Annotated in this window: 15 protein-coding genes; 6 read left to right on the forward strand and 9 right to left on the reverse strand. The window is 45.2% G+C overall.

Features of this window, described 5'->3' with window-relative positions:
• Positions 1 to 189 precede the first annotated feature (189 nt).
• The 8 genes from AACR11_RS01750 to citC all read right to left on the reverse strand — a co-directional run bounded on the left by AACR11_RS01750 (position 190) and on the right by citC (position 8,289).
• Entirely contained in the window at positions 190 to 1,701 is a 1,512-nt protein-coding gene (locus tag AACR11_RS01750) for a lytic polysaccharide monooxygenase (RefSeq protein WP_029788101.1), read from the reverse strand.
• Positions 1,702 to 2,180: 479 nt separating this feature from the next.
• On the reverse strand, positions 2,181 to 3,008 hold the full coding sequence (locus AACR11_RS01755; protein WP_009697449.1) for a DUF5718 family protein: 828 nt from the start codon (positions 3,006 to 3,008) through the stop codon (positions 2,181 to 2,183).
• 18 nt (positions 3,009 to 3,026) lie between these two features.
• The gene (citG, locus tag AACR11_RS01760) at positions 3,027 to 3,986 is read right to left on the reverse strand and encodes a triphosphoribosyl-dephospho-CoA synthase CitG (protein WP_029788100.1); all 960 of its coding nucleotides are present in this window, start codon (positions 3,984 to 3,986) and stop codon (positions 3,027 to 3,029) included.
• On the reverse strand, positions 3,967 to 4,503 hold the full coding sequence (gene citX / locus AACR11_RS01765; RefSeq protein WP_009702086.1) for a citrate lyase holo-[acyl-carrier protein] synthase: 537 nt from the start codon (positions 4,501 to 4,503) through the stop codon (positions 3,967 to 3,969). The genes citG and citX overlap by 20 nt, the downstream gene beginning before the upstream one ends.
• Positions 4,500 to 6,008 carry a citrate lyase subunit alpha gene (gene citF / locus AACR11_RS01770; RefSeq protein ID WP_370445481.1) on the reverse strand — a complete coding sequence of 503 codons (1,509 nt, stop codon included), beginning with the start codon at positions 6,006 to 6,008 and terminating at the stop codon, positions 4,500 to 4,502. Before citF ends, citX begins: the two co-directional genes overlap by 4 nt.
• 18 nt (positions 6,009 to 6,026) lie before the next feature.
• Positions 6,027 to 6,902, reverse strand: a complete 876-nt coding sequence (gene citE / locus AACR11_RS01775) for a citrate (pro-3S)-lyase subunit beta (RefSeq protein WP_029788098.1) — start codon at positions 6,900 to 6,902, stop codon at positions 6,027 to 6,029.
• Positions 6,899 to 7,195, reverse strand: a complete 297-nt coding sequence (citD, locus tag AACR11_RS01780) for a citrate lyase acyl carrier protein (RefSeq protein WP_029788097.1) — start codon at positions 7,193 to 7,195, stop codon at positions 6,899 to 6,901. The genes citE and citD overlap by 4 nt, the downstream gene beginning before the upstream one ends.
• 41 nt (positions 7,196 to 7,236) lie before the next feature.
• Positions 7,237 to 8,289, reverse strand: a complete 1,053-nt coding sequence (gene citC, locus AACR11_RS01785; RefSeq protein ID WP_033001190.1) for a [citrate (pro-3S)-lyase] ligase — start codon at positions 8,287 to 8,289, stop codon at positions 7,237 to 7,239.
• A gap of 270 nt (positions 8,290 to 8,559) precedes the next feature.
• Between citC and citS the strand changes: the two genes are divergently transcribed.
• The 6 genes from citS (at position 8,560) to AACR11_RS01815 (ending at position 15,798) form a co-directional block, all read left to right on the forward strand.
• Positions 8,560 to 9,903, forward strand: coding sequence for a citrate/sodium symporter CitS (gene citS / locus AACR11_RS01790; RefSeq protein ID WP_079325515.1), 1,344 nt, complete (start codon positions 8,560 to 8,562; stop codon positions 9,901 to 9,903).
• Positions 9,904 to 9,971: 68 nt separating this feature from the next.
• Entirely contained in the window at positions 9,972 to 10,223 is a 252-nt protein-coding gene (locus AACR11_RS01795) for an OadG family protein (RefSeq protein WP_009697443.1), read from the forward strand.
• A gap of 11 nt (positions 10,224 to 10,234) precedes the next feature.
• Positions 10,235 to 12,046, forward strand: coding sequence for a sodium-extruding oxaloacetate decarboxylase subunit alpha (oadA, locus tag AACR11_RS01800; RefSeq protein WP_029788094.1), 1,812 nt, complete (start codon positions 10,235 to 10,237; stop codon positions 12,044 to 12,046).
• Between the two features lie 15 nt (positions 12,047 to 12,061).
• The gene (locus tag AACR11_RS01805) at positions 12,062 to 13,363 is read left to right on the forward strand and encodes a sodium ion-translocating decarboxylase subunit beta (protein ID WP_029788093.1); all 1,302 of its coding nucleotides are present in this window, start codon (positions 12,062 to 12,064) and stop codon (positions 13,361 to 13,363) included.
• A 112-nt stretch (positions 13,364 to 13,475) separates the two neighbouring features.
• On the forward strand, positions 13,476 to 15,131 hold the full coding sequence (locus tag AACR11_RS01810; RefSeq protein ID WP_029788091.1) for an ATP-binding protein: 1,656 nt from the start codon (positions 13,476 to 13,478) through the stop codon (positions 15,129 to 15,131).
• Entirely contained in the window at positions 15,118 to 15,798 is a 681-nt protein-coding gene (locus AACR11_RS01815; protein WP_005445452.1) for a response regulator, read from the forward strand. Before AACR11_RS01810 ends, AACR11_RS01815 begins: the two co-directional genes overlap by 14 nt.
• A gap of 81 nt (positions 15,799 to 15,879) precedes the next feature.
• On the opposite strand, the gene AACR11_RS01820 is transcribed toward AACR11_RS01815, so the two are convergent.
• Positions 15,880 to 16,155: a hypothetical protein gene (locus AACR11_RS01820; protein ID WP_230677359.1), complete on the reverse strand. Its 276-nt coding sequence runs from the start codon at positions 16,153 to 16,155 to the stop codon at positions 15,880 to 15,882.
• Between the last annotated feature and the right edge of the window lie 393 nt (positions 16,156 to 16,548).

A 16,548-nucleotide genomic window follows, 5' to 3' on the forward strand; every position in this document is an offset into this window, starting at 1 on the left:
ACTTCAAGATCCAGAATTCAGGGCGAGGTTACTTGGGATAGGGACGATTTTCTGCCCATATTTGCATTTGGTGATATCACCTCACTTACCCCGTCAGTTTATGAACGACGTAAAAAAGCCACTGTCTTTAACTCAAAACAGTGGCTTTCATGCTTGCCTTAGCCAATTCCATTTGGCTACAACCAATGATTAGTTAGCTGGACGCCAAACGCCCCACTTATCTTTTTGGTAAGCCGCTTGTGGGTTATCACCACCTTTAATCCACCATTGTGCTTTCCAATTTTGGTCAGCATACACGACAACTTCACCACCTAGGTAAGTTTTTGCTGAATCCCATGCGTCATCGCTTGGGTCTGGTGTTGGATCAGGATCTGGCGTTGGCTCAGGGTCTACACCACCATCGTCGACAATCACTTCAAACGTAAATGTCTCTGCACGTTCGCTGTTTACTGCGTTCGCAACAAACGACAAGGTCTCATTCTGCGTAATCGCACGAGTATCAACGACAATCGACGCAGTGCCGTTATTTTGAATACTCACAGAAGAGCCTTGAGTTTGAGTTAAGTTCGCAGCTTCGCTGGTAGAAATCACCACTTTGTCCCCAGCGCTAACTACTTTGTCGCTCTTCACTAACTCGTAGATGTCACCTGCCAATGGTTCAACATTACCGTCATCACCATCAATCACTGAAATCACACCCGACGCTCGACCATCTTTCGAGTTAAAGAAGTTGCGTGATGGATCGTTTTGGAAGTACATGTAATGAGACATTTCTTCATGCCAATCACCAATGAACACCGCTCCATCTTTGAACTCTTCGTGCCAACCATTGATCTCTGACGCCAATAGACGTTGCCAGTCGTTGATGTTCGATGAATTCACTTCAATATCGAAGCTACGTGCAACATCTCCGTATTTATTGATGATGTCATACTTAACCGTATCACCAAGGTCTGGGCCAACAAAATTAACTGGGATGTATAGCTCACCTTTCACGAGATCTGGTTGAGGTGTTGGCTCTGGTGGAGGCGTTTCGCCGCCCACAATAGTGATGTCAGAACAGTTGTAGAAGCCTTCACCCGCCGCATCGCTACGCTGCCAGCGCACAAAAAGAATCGCGTCGCCTGAACGATCAGAAGGGATGGTCACATTCATACGGTATTTACCACCTTCAACTGGGACATTACCTTCGGTTTGAATCAAATCAAGATCGCTCCACGCCAACGCTTTGCTTAGGTCTGCATTTGGTTTGGTTAGGTAAAACTCCCAAAAAGACGGGTTATGTGGTGCCGTCGCATTAAATACAAATTCGAATGTACCCGTATTTAGCTCTGTGCGAGTCCACGCGGTGTGTGGTGCGCCCATGCCCTTTTTCTGAGGGTCATTTGCGTAACACAACGTACCATCTGGAATCGCCGCTTTCACTGCTGCCATATTGTTGTAATCGGTAATGTTCTTCGCGTACTCGTTGCGCTGAACAAACGGATAGGTACCAGAAATTTCTTTTGCTTGAGCACAAGCTGCATTTGGTGGGTTACCTGACCAAATTCCGCCTTGCTCGTAACACGTGTTTTGACGTGCACTAGGAAACTCTGACCAGCCATGAGCATTGGCTGCTGTTGGCAAGCCAGATAGCATTGCCATACCTACTGCTGCTTTAAGAATGTTTTTATTTGCTTTCACTTTTTCACTCTCTACCATTTTATTATGCAAGTCAGCCACAACGGATACTTTATAACCACTGTCACCTATTGCGTGTTTATAGTTTTAATCTGGAAACAGTTAAAAAGAATATACGTAAATTTTATCAATGAAAGTTTTGAGGTTATTGATAGGAATTAACATCACAATTTTAAATACCCTGACATTAACTAACCGAATTATCACCAAAGCAATATAACCCTATTTTTCATCAACTTATAAGGCTATAAAATTTCAAAACATATTTATAATTAGAGTAATCACGTTATTAAACAAACTTATAATAAACATTAAATGCACTTAACGAATCTGTGATTCACTGTCCACTTTTAAAACTTGAGCAAAATACATTAAATATCAATAAGACAAACACTAATATAAATATTAGATATATATCACTCCTTTTATTTCATTCAGCGAATAAGACATTAAAAAGCCCGCTAATTTGCGAGCTTTTTTTGTTCTCTATTGGCTTAAACTTAAAGCACTCTTTGACTCACATAAGAAAAGCCTGTCGCTTCATACTGCGACTTCTGTACCATGCCGAGCACATCTTTTGGTTGGTATAGGTGGCTGTCATACACAACAACCACACTTTCATCGCCTCTTTCCAAGAAATTCTGCTCACCATATTCGGTGTAGCGCGTTGCACCCACTGCGACCACTAGCTGGCTTGGGAGATTTGCTTGTTTGAGTAATGCGTGAATGTTTTCCATCGGACCACGATCCACTTGATGATTCATCTGATCACGTATCCAATCCAGCAGATCCGCATAGAAATAGGAGTATTCGTTTACCGCGCAATCTTCCCCGTAGGCGAATACCTGCTCTCCTCGCTTATGAAAGCTCGCGATTCTAAATCTGCCGATATCGCTATCAGGAGTGAGTCGTTCTAGTTCAATAAGTTGCGATGCCAAGCCTTTTGACGCTGCACCCCAATTTTTCTTCTCACTGATTTTATTCGCATCAGGGCGTCGAATCGAACAATCATTAAATGCGCCAAAATGCGTCGGCGTGAGCTGTAAGACCTGACCACCTTCATAAGAAACATCACAGATCAGAGCGAGCTCTGGTTCAATTTGTAAGTTCAAAATATCATTTGGCAACTTGGTCGTATCGGCACTTATTGGATATGTCGACAAATACGGATGTTCGATAAAAGGCACATAAATGGGGAACAATGCTTGAGGCTTATTAGCGTTCACATCTCCGTAGAGAGCAAAGTCATCAGCCTCACCAGCTTGTTGCAGGTGACCTGCGAAGTTTCCCGCGATACCTAAGATCATCGCATCTTCAAAATTGTGCATACGTTTACTTGTTCCTAATTATTCGTCGTTATTCGCGATGATATGTCTCGTCAAATCATCAATTTCTGCCAGCAACCAAGTCAGCGCGAGCAAATCTGCACTGCCGCCCGGACTCAGGTTTTTTTCAATAAGCTGGCGGTCAAAATCCAGTAGCTGCTCTTCAAGGTTTGGATTATGCCAACCACCACTCTCAATAAGCTTCGATGCTATGTTCTGCACATAACGCAAACCATGCATCCCACCACGAGATACCACGTTGGTATCTTGATTGTGCACCATTAGCGTGAGCAACACTTGCCATAATGCTTGTTCTGCGGACGCGCCTTCATACAGCGCTTGTTGGTATGCAGGCAAACTGTAAGTCATGATCGTTTGATAGCCAGACGCCGCCTCACCTCTTGCTCCAGTTAAACCAAATTCTCGATACAGCCGCTCACCATGAGTTTCCTTTTTAGAGTCGGTATTTTTCAGCTCTTGAAATACCATTAACGCACAGCTGCGCTTGATAACTTGGCTAATGTGCAAAGAATCGACCGCAATGCCTTTGCCTTTTAACCAGCCGATCGCACCACACACCAGTCCAAGTCCAAAGATCATCCCTTTGTGGGTATTCACACCACCAGTCGCGGTAAACATTGCGCGTTCAGCTTGAATTCCAATCGGGCGCAACACAGCCAGTAATGTCTCTGCCGAGTGCGTTGCATGCGCAAGACCAGCGTTAAGAAAGCCATTGAGAAAAGGACGAATCGCACTCGCGCTGGCTTCAAACAGCGGCACATTCATATCTGAGTGAGCACCGTTGCTAATAAGGTCAACAAGCCCCGGTTTTGGGGACAAGTGCACTTCCACCAGCATCGCGTGATACGCTAACTCAGAAACCAAAGAGAACAGATTCACCTTTACAGCAGAGCGATGCGTAACGCTTGGAACACGCTCGATATTTTGGTCGAGCAACAGTTTAAGAGCAACATTCGTCATAACACACCATCGACTCTATGTGAGAAACCAAGGTTTGAAGATCATGTTTACGCGAGCGCGCGCAAATCACGGCATCTTGTTCGCAAATAAGGCATTTTCTTCGAGTCATCCCTTGCCCTTTTCTTGAGATGATCTTTCCATCGACATCGATCACATCTAAATCCATTAACCGACCGAGACGATGGTTATTCTCTATCTCAATCATGGCTCGTTTGAGCGCCATGGCATTCGGTGCTTGGACCGCAAAAATTGCCTCTGGACCTGTGACTTGTCGCAGCAATTGTCGTCCTGCCATTGACCAGCCTTTTTCGAGACAAGTGGCTTGAATCGCTTGCACACCCTGTTCGAAGATTCGCTCCGTGCACTCCGTCATTTTCTGCGGACCTGGCATATTGACGGTAAACGACAGCAAAGGAAGGGAGTGGCGTTTTAACCACTCACCTTGTCGTTTCACACGAGCTTCTTTGTTGCTCAAGACATCATCGAGACCAACTTTCAGCCCATAGCGAATGCTCATTCAGATTTAACCTTTCTGATGACATCAATCACAGAGCCATCGCGATAACGTACATAACCCACCACTTGATCGTCATATTCAATTGGTTCCGCTTTGCCCGTTAATGATTGCGCTCTCGCAACCAAGGCTTCCATATCAAGCACAGGCAGTCCTGCGTTCAACAAACGCTCTTTTACTTCTGGGCGTCGAGGATTTACGGCAATACCATGGTCAGTCACCAACACATCTATCGATTGACCCGGCGTTACCACGTTTAACACTTGCTCTACGACCGTTGGAATACGACCACGCACGAGCGGAGCCACAATCACGGCAAGGTTTGCGCCTGCCGCTGCGTCGCAGTGACCACCAGACGCGCCACGAATCACACCATCAGAACCGGTGATAACGTTGACATTGAAGTTCACATCAATTTCAAGCGCGCTGAGAATGACCACGTCTAGACGATCAACCACTGCGCCTTTGGAAGATGGGTTAGCGTATTCATTCGCTGAGATTTCAATATGGTTTGGGTTTCGAGCAAGTGAGTCCGCAGCACCAGAGTCAAAACACTGCACGTCGATTAGATTTCGGATCAGCCCTTTCTCGTGCATAGAGACCATAGTTGAGGTAATGCCACCCAGCCCAAACTCAGCAGTTATACCTCGTTTTTCCATGCTATTTTCTAGAAAACGTGTGACGGCAAGCGACGCACCACCAGACCCAGTTTGTAAGCTAAAGTCTTGCTTAAAGTAACCAGAATTAATAATCACATCGGCAGCACGTTTTGCAATAAGCAGTTCACGTGGGTTACTGGTAAGACGCGTTTCACCGCCACCAATTTTGCTCGCATCACCAACTTCTTCGACTTCGACTACGGCATCCACCAAATCTTGTGTGATTGATGCTGGGTGATTTGGATAACCGACGATAGATTCAGTAAGCATGACCACTTTACGCGCGTGTTGAGCATCGATTTTGGCGTAACCCAAAGAGCCGCAGCGAGATTTGCCGTTCATGCCATTTGCATTGCCAAACTCATCGCAACAAGGCACACCGATGAACGCCACATCGATGTTTAGCTCGCCTGATTTAATCAAGTGCACACGTCCTCCATGGGAGTGAATATGCACAGGTTCTTTGAGCAAACCATGAGAAATGGCTTCACCAAGCTCACCGCGAATACCTGATGTGTAAATCTTACTCACTACGCCGTTTTTGATGTGCTCAACAACCGGCGAATGAATACCCGTTAAAGAGCTTGAAGCCAGTGTCAGATTCTTATATCCCATCTGAGCGATAGTATCTAACACCAAGTTAACCACCTTATCGCCACCTCGAAACGCGTGATGGAAAGAGATCGTCATACCGTCTTTAAGCCCAGAATCTAAAATGGCGGAACGCAGATCTGACTTTAGTTTTCTCGACTTTTTAGAGTTTGAGTCTTTGAGATGAGGCGTTAACGCATTTGCCTCTGAAAACAGTGACAACGTCTCTGGCAGCAATGCTGGTTTGATGGATTCCATTTGTTTCATGTTCGTGCCCTACTCTTTAATTTCAGATTGCGCTTTTTGTAACGTCCAACGAGCTCGCTCGATAATTGGTCCATCGACCATTTTTCCGTTAAGTGAAACCACACCAAGCCCTTGCTCTTGCGCTTCTTCTGCTGCCTCGATAACTTGAATCGCGTAATCCACCTCTTTTTGAGTCGGTGCAAATACGTTGTGAAGTAGCTCGATTTGCCTTGGGTTAATCAGCGATTTTCCGTCGAAACCTAACGACTTGATGTGTTCCGCTTCATTGAGGAATCCTTGCTCGTTATTAGCGTCGGAATAAACGGTATCGAACGCCATAATGCCCGCAGCACGCGCAGCTTGCAGAATAGAACAACGGGCGAACAGCAACTCTGTCCCTTCTGGGCTACGTTGCGTTTTTAAGTCCCTGACATAATCTTCAGCACCCAGTGCAATGCCAATTAAACGCGAAGACGATTGAGCAATTTCGATGGCGTTATTCACACCTTGCGCACTTTCGATTGCCGCCATCATTTTGGTGCTGCCAACTTCTCTACCACATACACGTTCGATGTCTTCAATACAGCGCTCCATTTCTTGCACGTCTTCTGCACTGTCTGTTTTTGGTAGACGAACTACATTGACGCCCGCACGTACAACGGCATGCAGATCTTTTAAACCAAACTCAGACTCTAGTGGGTTCACACGGACTACTGTTTCAATCTCTTGATACAAAGGATGTTGCAGCGCGTTAAACACCAACATGCGGGCGGTGTCTTTTTCTCTCAGCGCCACAGAGTCTTCCAAATCAAACATGATTGCATCAGGCTGATAAATGAAGGTATTACTTAACATGGCGGCGTTTGCCCCTGGAACAAACAACATGCTACGGCGTAACTTACTCATGATAATTTGCTCCATTGAATGTCATTGCTGTCTGCCGCGCGCATGACTGCAGCCTGAACGCGAGCCTTAATCACACAATCTAGTGCGCCTTTGTCTTCCACTTCTAACGTTGCGGAAGTCACGCCCATCGAATTGAGCACATCATGAATCAACACTTCGATGGCTTTGCCAAACTGCTTTTTCACTGTGCTATCAAGAGAAATGTCGATATCACCTTCTGGATTGGGTGATATACGAACTTGCAAGTCACTGGATTCCAGTGTCCCTGCAAAAGCGGGTTTTATTATTTTCATTGAAAGACCTTTAACACCTTGGTTAAAAATTAATTGGGCTGTTAAGCAGCCACTGTTTCTTGGGTAAGACACGGTAAAGCGTCCGTGTGCCTTTGTAGGTAGTCGATAGAGGTTGAGGGTAAAAAGTGAACCAGTTGATCCAATTGCCCTTTCTGCAAGAGTTTTCGCACCGTTGACGCTGAAATCGTGGTGCCTGACGCACACTTACGCTCTATTTCAATAACGCTGATTGGTGCGCCGTTGAGATCCTTGGTGGTTAATCTGTGTTTCATTTGTTGGTTGTAATACTGAGTCACAACACAGTCTGGCTCCGTCCCAACAAATCGGTGTGTAATGCCTAATGCTGGCGCAATATGCTGACGATATAAATTTAGATCAATAGCGGTATGACAATAATCAATCAATCGCTTCTCTTTAATAAAGTAAGTAGGAAACGTTGCTTTAGATATTATATATTTTGAACCATGATGAATCGTAAGATTAGGAATATGCTTAGTGCCACTTTCAATCATGTTCAAACGATCGTGATAAGAAAAACCTTTACCCTCTTCGCTGACGACAAATAAATGTAGCCAATCACATTGTGACGCCGCCGTTTCAATTAAGTATTGATGCCCTAAAGTAAACGGGTTTGCATTCATCACAATGCTGCCTATTTTATCACCGTCTTTCTTTTTCTTTCTTAATGAACGTACAAAGTTTCTTAAATTGGTCTGACTATTTTCCATCAAGACTAATTTATCGTCCGCAAAAGAAATGGGGAAAAAACCAGATTCACGAAACCTTTGCATATTCTGAGGCTTGGTAAACAAGAATAGATCAAAGCGCCCCATTTCATAAGCCATCGTGGTCAACTCAGTCATTAACCGCAGAGAAAATCCAGTACCTTGTAAGGCAGGATCAATCGCAATAGATTTTAGTGTTGAGCCAGCAAGACCGCCGCAAGCAATGATTTGACCTTGAGACTTCGCCACCACAAATCGCTCTACATCAGCGTCAACATCCAAATCATAACAAGTTAGAAACTCGGTAATAGCACCAAACTTCTCGTATTGATTTCGGTTCACTCGACTAAATGCGTAGGTGTCAAACATGATCATCATCCTCTTTCGTGTTGCCGCCATCATGCGTCACTTGAATTTGAAAAATGATGATCCGTATCGACTATTTTCTTCTACTAAACGTCATTTATGAATTTAATGAATTTAATTACTTAACTATCTGTAAATTAAGTGATTGAATAATTAAAAACTTTAAATTCATAAGTGTGTATATATTCCACAAAGTAAAATGATCACACTCACAGTTAGGTTTTTCATTCAAATTTAAATTACGCCATGTTAAATCAACACGGAATAATAATGATGAACGAAAAGACCCTTTCAATAACTGAAACAAGAAGCCCGGGATTAGACTTATTATCTCAAGTCCGAATCTTTGGCTTACCATTACCGCTATATGCATTTATGTTCGCGGTCATGTTAATTGCACATATGACAGACACCATCCCTGATAATATTGTCGGCGGTTTTGGTTTTATGTTTGTTGTTGGTGCGCTATTTGGCGAACTGGGTAAACGCCTGCCTATTTTTAACAAATACATTGGCGGTGCGCCTGTCATGATCTTCCTTGTCGCAGCTTGGTTTGTTCATGCAGGTTTACTAACCCAAAACGAAATTGACACTGTTACTGCAGTCATGAAGAAGACCGATTTCCTCGACTTGTTCATTGCCGTTCTGATCACTGGCTCGATTTTGGCGGTTAACCGTAAGCTACTGCTTAAATCATTAGTTGGTTACATTCCGACCATTCTTGCAGCCGTTGCAGGTGCTTCAATTCTCGGCATTCTTGGCGGAATGATGTTTGGCATTTCTATCGACAAAGTCATGATGCTTTACGTACTGCCTATCATGGGTGGTGGTAACGGTGCAGGTGCGATTCCACTTTCTGAAATCTATGAGTCAGTCACGGGTGGCTCTAAAGAACAGTACTACTCGGTTGCAATTGCAATTTTAACCATCGCTAACATCGTAGCGATTGTCGCAGCAGCCGTTCTAAACAGCATCGGTGAAAAAGTACCGTCTTTGACTGGTAATGGCGAGCTCTTGCGTAAGTCTAATTTCGATGTTGAAGAGAGCGAAGCTCCAAAAATCACTCCCCGTGAAATCGCGATTGGCTTGATGATGGCGGCATGTATTTACACCTTCTCATCCGCCCTTTCTAAAGAAATACTGCCAGGTTTTGGTGACGTAAAAATCCACACTTTCGCTTACATGGTCATCATCGTTGCGATTGTTAACGCCTGTGGTATCTGCTCTGAAGAAGTGAAAGAAGGCGCAAAACGCTTGTCTTCATTCTTCTCAAAACAATTGCTTTGGGTGCTCATGGTGGGCGTTGGTATCGCTTATACCGACCTTGGCGAAATCATGAATGCACTAACCTTCACGAACTTAATCATCGCAACACTGATCGTTGCTGGCGCAATCATTGGTGCCTCTGTCGGTGGTTGGTTAATGGGCTTTTACCCAATCGAGTCTTCAATCACTGCTGGTCTATGTATGGCAAACCGTGGTGGCTCTGGTGACCTTGAAGTTCTTGCTGCTTCAAACCGCATGAGCTTGCTGTCTTACGCGCAAATCTCATCTCGTCTTGGTGGCGGTATTGTACTGGTCATCGCAAGTGTCGTGTTTGGCATGTTGGGCGGTTAATCCCCTTCTTATTTTGTCAAAGAGCAAAGTCTTCCTTTGCTCTTTGTTTTGTCCAATGGGAGATATTAATGGAAGTTAATTTATTCGCCGAAGGCTTAAACCTCATGACTCTGGGTATGGGTTTTGTCTTCACTTTTCTTGTTTTCTTGGTCTTTGCTGTCAAAGCCATGTCTCGCTTTTTGGGGCGCTTTCATGTCGAACCAACTCCCCCTCCGCAAAAGAAAGTGGGTGCTGCCAAACCATCAAACGATGATAACCAACTCGTCGCTGTGATTGCTGCCGCTATTCATCATCAAAAAATCAAACAAAGCTCGCTATAAGAGGAATTCGAATGTCTGAGTCTACTAAACGCATTGGCATCACTGACGTTGTATTACGTGATGCCCACCAGTCATTATTTGCCACCCGTTTACGCATCGACGATATGCTGCCAATCGCCCAACACTTGGATGACATCGGCTATTGGTCACTTGAGTGTTGGGGTGGCGCTACGTTTGATAGTTGCATTCGTTTTCTAGGGGAAGATCCTTGGGAAAGACTGCGAGGACTCAAAAAAGCGATGCCAAAAACGCCGTTGCAAATGTTGCTTCGAGGTCAAAATCTATTGGGTTATCGCCATTACGCTGACGACGTCGTTGATAAGTTCATTGAGCGCTCCGTGGTAAACGGCATGGATGTATTCCGTGTATTTGATGCGATGAACGATCCACGAAACATGCAACAAGCGATTGCTGCGGTGAAAAAACAAGGCGCACACGCTCAAGGTACACTCTGTTACACCACTAGCCCTGTTCATAACCTACAAACCTGGGTCGACATCGCACAACAATTGAGTGAACTAGGCGTTGACTCGATCGCAATCAAAGACATGGCGGGCATCCTGACGCCAACCTTAGCCAGTGAGCTGGTTTCAACATTAAAACAGCAAGTGGATGTCGACCTTCACCTGCATTGCCACTCGACCGCTGGCATGGCTGATATGACGTTAATGAAAGCCATTGAAGCTGGTGTTGATCGTGTGGACACTGCGATTTCTTCCATGAGCGGCACTTACGGTCACCCAGCAACAGAATCTCTGGTTGCATCACTTCAAAACACTGAATACGACACAGGTTTGGACATTTCAGCGCTGGAAGCTGTCGCTGCATACTTTAGAGAAGTACGTAAAAAATACGCCGCTTTTGAAGGTCAGTTAAAAGGCTCAGACTCTCGCATTATTGTGGCGCAAGTCCCTGGCGGAATGTTAACCAACATGGAAAGTCAGTTGAAACAGCAAAATGCCGCAGACAAGCTTGATGCGGTGTTAGAAGAGATCCCGAAAGTCAGAAAAGAGCTGGGGTATCTACCGCTTGTCACGCCAACGTCGCAAATCGTCGGCACACAGTCTGTCATCAATGTCCTTATGGGTGAGCGCTACAAAACCATTACCAAAGAAACCGCTGGTGTCTTGAGAGGCGAGTACGGCAAAACGCCTGCCCCTGTCGACACGGAACTGCAACAGCGTGTGTTGGAAGGTTCAGAACCAATTACTTGCCGCCCTGCCGATAAGTTGGAGCCAGAACTGGAGCACCTGACCACAGAAGTGACCACTCAAGCAAAAGCGCAAAACATTCCGCTCTCCGGCAGCGCCATTGATGATGTACTTACTATCGCGCTTTTCCCACAAGTGGGTTGGAAGTTTCTAGAAAACCGCAACAATCCAGACGCCTTTGAACCCGCACCTTGCAATGAAGCAGCAAGAGCAACAGCACAAACAAAAACTAACACCAAACCAGAGAAACAAACCATGAATGCTACCTCAGAAAGCGGTGTTTACACCATTACCGTCAACAACCAAAGTTATGTCGTTCAGGTTGACGCAGGTGGCGATATTCAAGCCGTGTCAGCCCCCCAACCTGCACCATCAAAGCCAGTGACAACCGCTCAAGATGCCGAGCCGATGAACGCCCCACTTGCGGGTAACATTTGGAAGATCCACACCAAGCCTGGTGATGAAGTTGAAGAAGGCGATGTGCTGCTGATTCTTGAAGCGATGAAGATGGAAACAGAAGTTCGCGCACCACGTTCCGGAAAAATCGCCAGCATTGATGTGTCTGAAGGCGACGCGGTCGATGTAGGCGAACCTTTACTTCAACTGGCGTAACGAGGCATTAGTCACATGGAAAATGTCTTAGCGTTAGTGAATGACTTTGGTTTGTTCCACCTCGAATGGGGGCAAGCCATCATGCTTATTGTTGGCTTGATTCTGCTTTATCTCGCTATTGTTAAACAGTTCGAGCCTTTGTTGTTGGTGCCAATCGGCTTTGGTGGGATTCTTGCTAACCTACCTGATGCAGGCTTAGCCTTGTCAGCGGTAGAAAACGCGCTCCATGCTGCGAAACCTGAGGTAATGTCAGCATTTGGCTCTGTGTTGAACATTGCGACGGACTCCGCTGCCGAAGTAAAAACGGCACTTGCAACGGCGACACCAACTCAACTTGCCAATATCCACTTACTCGCAGAAGAGTATCAATACTCAGATGGCATGCTGTACCTATTTTACAGCATTGCAATTGCATCTGGCGCTGGTCCTTTGGTGATATTCATGGGCGTAGGCGCAATGACGGACTTTGGTCCATTGTTAGCCAACCCTAAAACCTTGCTTCTTGGTGCGGCAGCTCAGTTTGGTATCTTCGCAACTGTGCTCGGCGCTTTGGGTTTGAGCTCTATGGGCTTGATGGATTTCAGTGTCGCACAAGCCGCTGCTGTGGGCATCATTGGTGGCGCAGATGGTCCAACAGCAATTTACGTATCTAGTCTGCTCGCACCAGAATTACTGGGTGCTATCGCTGTAGCAGCTTACTCTTATATGGCACTTGTACCTTTGATTCAGCCGCCAATAATGCGTGCGCTGACCACAGAATCAGAACGCCAAATCACGATGCAGCAATTGCGTCAAGTAAGCAAGTTAGAAAAGATATGCTTCCCTTTGCTCCTGTTGATTCTGATTGCCATGTTGCTTCCTTCGGCGACACCGCTACTAGGTATGTTCTGCTTTGGTAACTTAATGCGTGAATGTGGCGTAGTTGAACGTTTATCGGATACTGCTCAAAACGCGTTGATCAACGTCGTCACCATCTTTTTGGGTCTTTCTGTGGGTTCCAAATTGGTTGCCGATAAGTTCTTACAGCCGCAAACCATCGGTATTCTCGCACTTGGCATCGTCGCGTTTTGTATTGGCACAATGGCAGGCGTATTGATGGCAAAACTAATGAACCGTTTCGCGAGTGAAAAAGTGAATCCACTGATTGGCTCTGCGGGTGTCTCTGCGGTTCCGATGGCAGCAAGGGTGTCAAACAAAGTGGGTCTAGAAGCAAATGCACAGAATTTCCTACTAATGCACGCGATGGGACCAAACGTAGCCGGCGTTATTGGCTCGGCGGTTGCAGCAGGCGTGATGATCAAATATGTGATCGGTTAGACAGTTACACAAGGAACGAGGCTCGATTGACTATCTTCAATAGATCTCGATCAGGTCTCTTCCTTGTTTCATTTGATAATTTACCCTTCAATCAATAAGAAGCTTACCATTCATGCCAGACCGAACATTTCACGACTACCTCTGTCGTAACCTCTCTTTTAGACAGCGTGTATGGGCGCTGCTTTTTGTGGTTGTTTCGTTTCAATTACTCCTTATCGGTGGCTATTTCCACCACATCCTTTCTGATACGTTAAACCACCAGGTCAGTGCGCGCGCAGTCATACAAGCTCGTGAAATTGCCAGCGACCCTCAACTGATCGAAGCAGTCTCTTTACGAGATACAGCGCGGGTACAAAAACAAATTAAGCGCCTACAAGGGATTTCCGATGCCAACTTCATCGTCGTCGGCGATAGTAAGGGCATTCGCTTAGCGCATCCAGACATCAAAAAAGTTGGCTACCCGATGCAAGGTGGAGACAACATACGCGCCCTTCAACAAGGATTGCACTACTACTCAATACGAGAAGGCAGCTTAGGTTTTGCGATACGTGGGAAATCCCCCATTATTTCCTCAACTGGCGAGATCATTGGTGTTGTTTCAGTGGGCTACTTACTGGATACCGTTAGTAACTTACTGCTCCTCTACTCCACACCGTTTTTCTTTGCCTTATTGATCATTCTAGTTTGCTCATCTTTAGGCGCTTGGTTCTTCTCGCGTCATATCAAAAGTCAGATGTATGGTATGGAACCGGAAGAGATCGCCCTCTCCCTCCGCGTGCAAAACTCGGTGTTTGAAGCGGTTTACGAAGGCATTATTGCGGTCGACAAACAAGGTCGTATTTTGTCGGCAAACCAGAGGGGACTTAAGATTTTGGGAATTGCGCGTAATCTTTCCCACCTCCAAGGTCGAATGGTGAACGAATACGTCACCCCTGCTGACTTTTTCTTGGGAGCAAAGATGGGAGAAGACTCGGAGGAGTCACAGAGACAGCATCAAGTGATTACCTGTAATGGCGAAACCTTGGTCGCGACTCGTGTAAAGATTTGGGAAGACAATCAACACTCTGGCTGGGTCATCAGCTTCAGACCGCGCAATGATTTAAGCACGCTCACATCGCAACTTAACCAAGTTCAGCAGCAAACCGACAATTTACGAGTATTGAGCCACGAATACGCAAATAAGCTTTCTACAGTGAGTGGGCTGATTCAAATTGGCGCGTACGAAGAGGCGCTCAGTGCTATAAGGCAAGAAACAGAAACACATCAAAAGCTGATTGATTTCATTTCTCGTACGTTCAACTCCAAAGTGATTGCGGGTCTGTTATTAGGCAAATACAGCCGAGCAAAAGAACTTGGTCTCGCTCTCCATTTTGATCCGTACTGTCACCTAAGCGGTACACCAACCAAACTTACTGATGATGAGTTAGCCGCCATCATAGGTAACCTACTCGACAATGCTTATGAAGCAACGTTGAAAAACCCTGACAGCAACAAATGCATCTCGATACTAATTTCTGACGCCAACGAAACGGAATTGGTGGTCGAGGTTGCTGACAATGGCACTGGAATACCCGATGAAATCGCAGAATCCCTATTTGATAAAGGGATCACCAGCAAATCGCAACCGGGACACGGTATTGGCCTGTATTTAGTCCACCAGCTTGTCAATAACGCTGGCGGTGCAATCCTCGTCGACGATGCCGAACCAACCGGAACAATCTTTTCTTTATTTATTCCTAACGAGAGTTTGAAAGATGGAAATTTATGACGTTTTGATAGTAGAAGATGAATCCAATATCGCGGACTTTCATTCTTACTATCTTCAGCAAACACAACGTTTCAGACCTATCGGAATTGCAAAAAGTATCGCTGAAGCCAGAAAGATGATTCAGTTACTGAAGCCAAAACTGGTCTTATTGGATAACTACTTGCCTGACGGCAAAGGCATCGATTTATTGAAAGACATAACCGCTGCCAAGCAGTCACCAGATGTTATTTTTATCACCGCCGCCAATGACATGGAAACAGTAAGAGAAGGCGTAAGGTGTGGCGTGTTCGACTATCTGCTAAAACCGATCTCTTATGATCGCTTAACCGATTCTTTAGAGCGCTATCTGAAGTACACCAGTTCGTTAAAAGCAAATGACAACATCAATCAACGCCACGTCGACGAGCTGTTTAACTTTCAATCCAAATCATCACACATGCAAGCCTTACCCAAGGGGATCGATGAGCTCACGCTCGATAAAGTCACGAATGCCTTTGATGATGGCGAAATTATTTACACGGCGGAGTCTCTAGGCAATGAAGTCGGCATCAGCAAAACAACAGCAAGACGTTATCTTGAGTTTTTAGCCGCAAAAGGGTTTCTACTTGCTGTGATTCAACATGGTAAAGTTGGTCGCCCTGAAAGGGTTTATCAAAAGAAAATGTAACCTCCCCCTTGCTTAGGAAGAACGCTTTGAAACCCTACGATTCAAAGCGTTCCCTAAACGTCGTTGAAGCAACAACGTAAATCACAAGGTCAGATCCGCGGAGATAATTTCTGTGCCGTCGGAGACTTCCAATCGTTCAAGATTATCACTGTGCGCCTTGCATAATGGCACCACGAAAACCTTACGCTCTTCCCCGTCTTTTCTAACCAGAACACCATAATCATGCTCTGCGGTACAGTTGGCTTCGCAGCAAAGGCGATGCTTAACGGTGCTAAAGTGGCGCCAGTACGCTAGCCACTCTAGTTTTGCTTTTTCCGTAATTAGCTCATCAGATATCTTACTTACTATCATACTCATACCATTTGTTTAGTAGACAGAAGCATTACACCGGATCATCGAGTTTGAGTTTCTAAGCGCGTTCAAAGAAAAGCGCAGATTTAATGCATGATTTAATTTCTATGGTTTTTATTCTCTTTACACTCCCAAAGGGCACTCTTTGCAAATATAAGGGCCTTGGCTTGTATACTTTGTTGCCGATTCTTGATTTAGAATGACTAGATCTTTAAATCGCCGCCGCGTCTACAAACCAAGTCATTCTCGCTGAACCTAGCATCTCGAGGTTACTTGGGTATAGAACACCCATTAAAAACAAAGCGTATTCAAATGTTGATTTCAAAAAAGATCACTAAAAACAATAATATCAACAATGATTTTGTCGATATGCAAAATCTAAGATTCAAATAATAGCAA

It is taken from the genome of Vibrio sp. L85, from assembly GCF_963871815.1.
GTDB lineage: Bacteria > Pseudomonadota > Gammaproteobacteria > Enterobacterales > Vibrionaceae > Vibrio > Vibrio harveyi.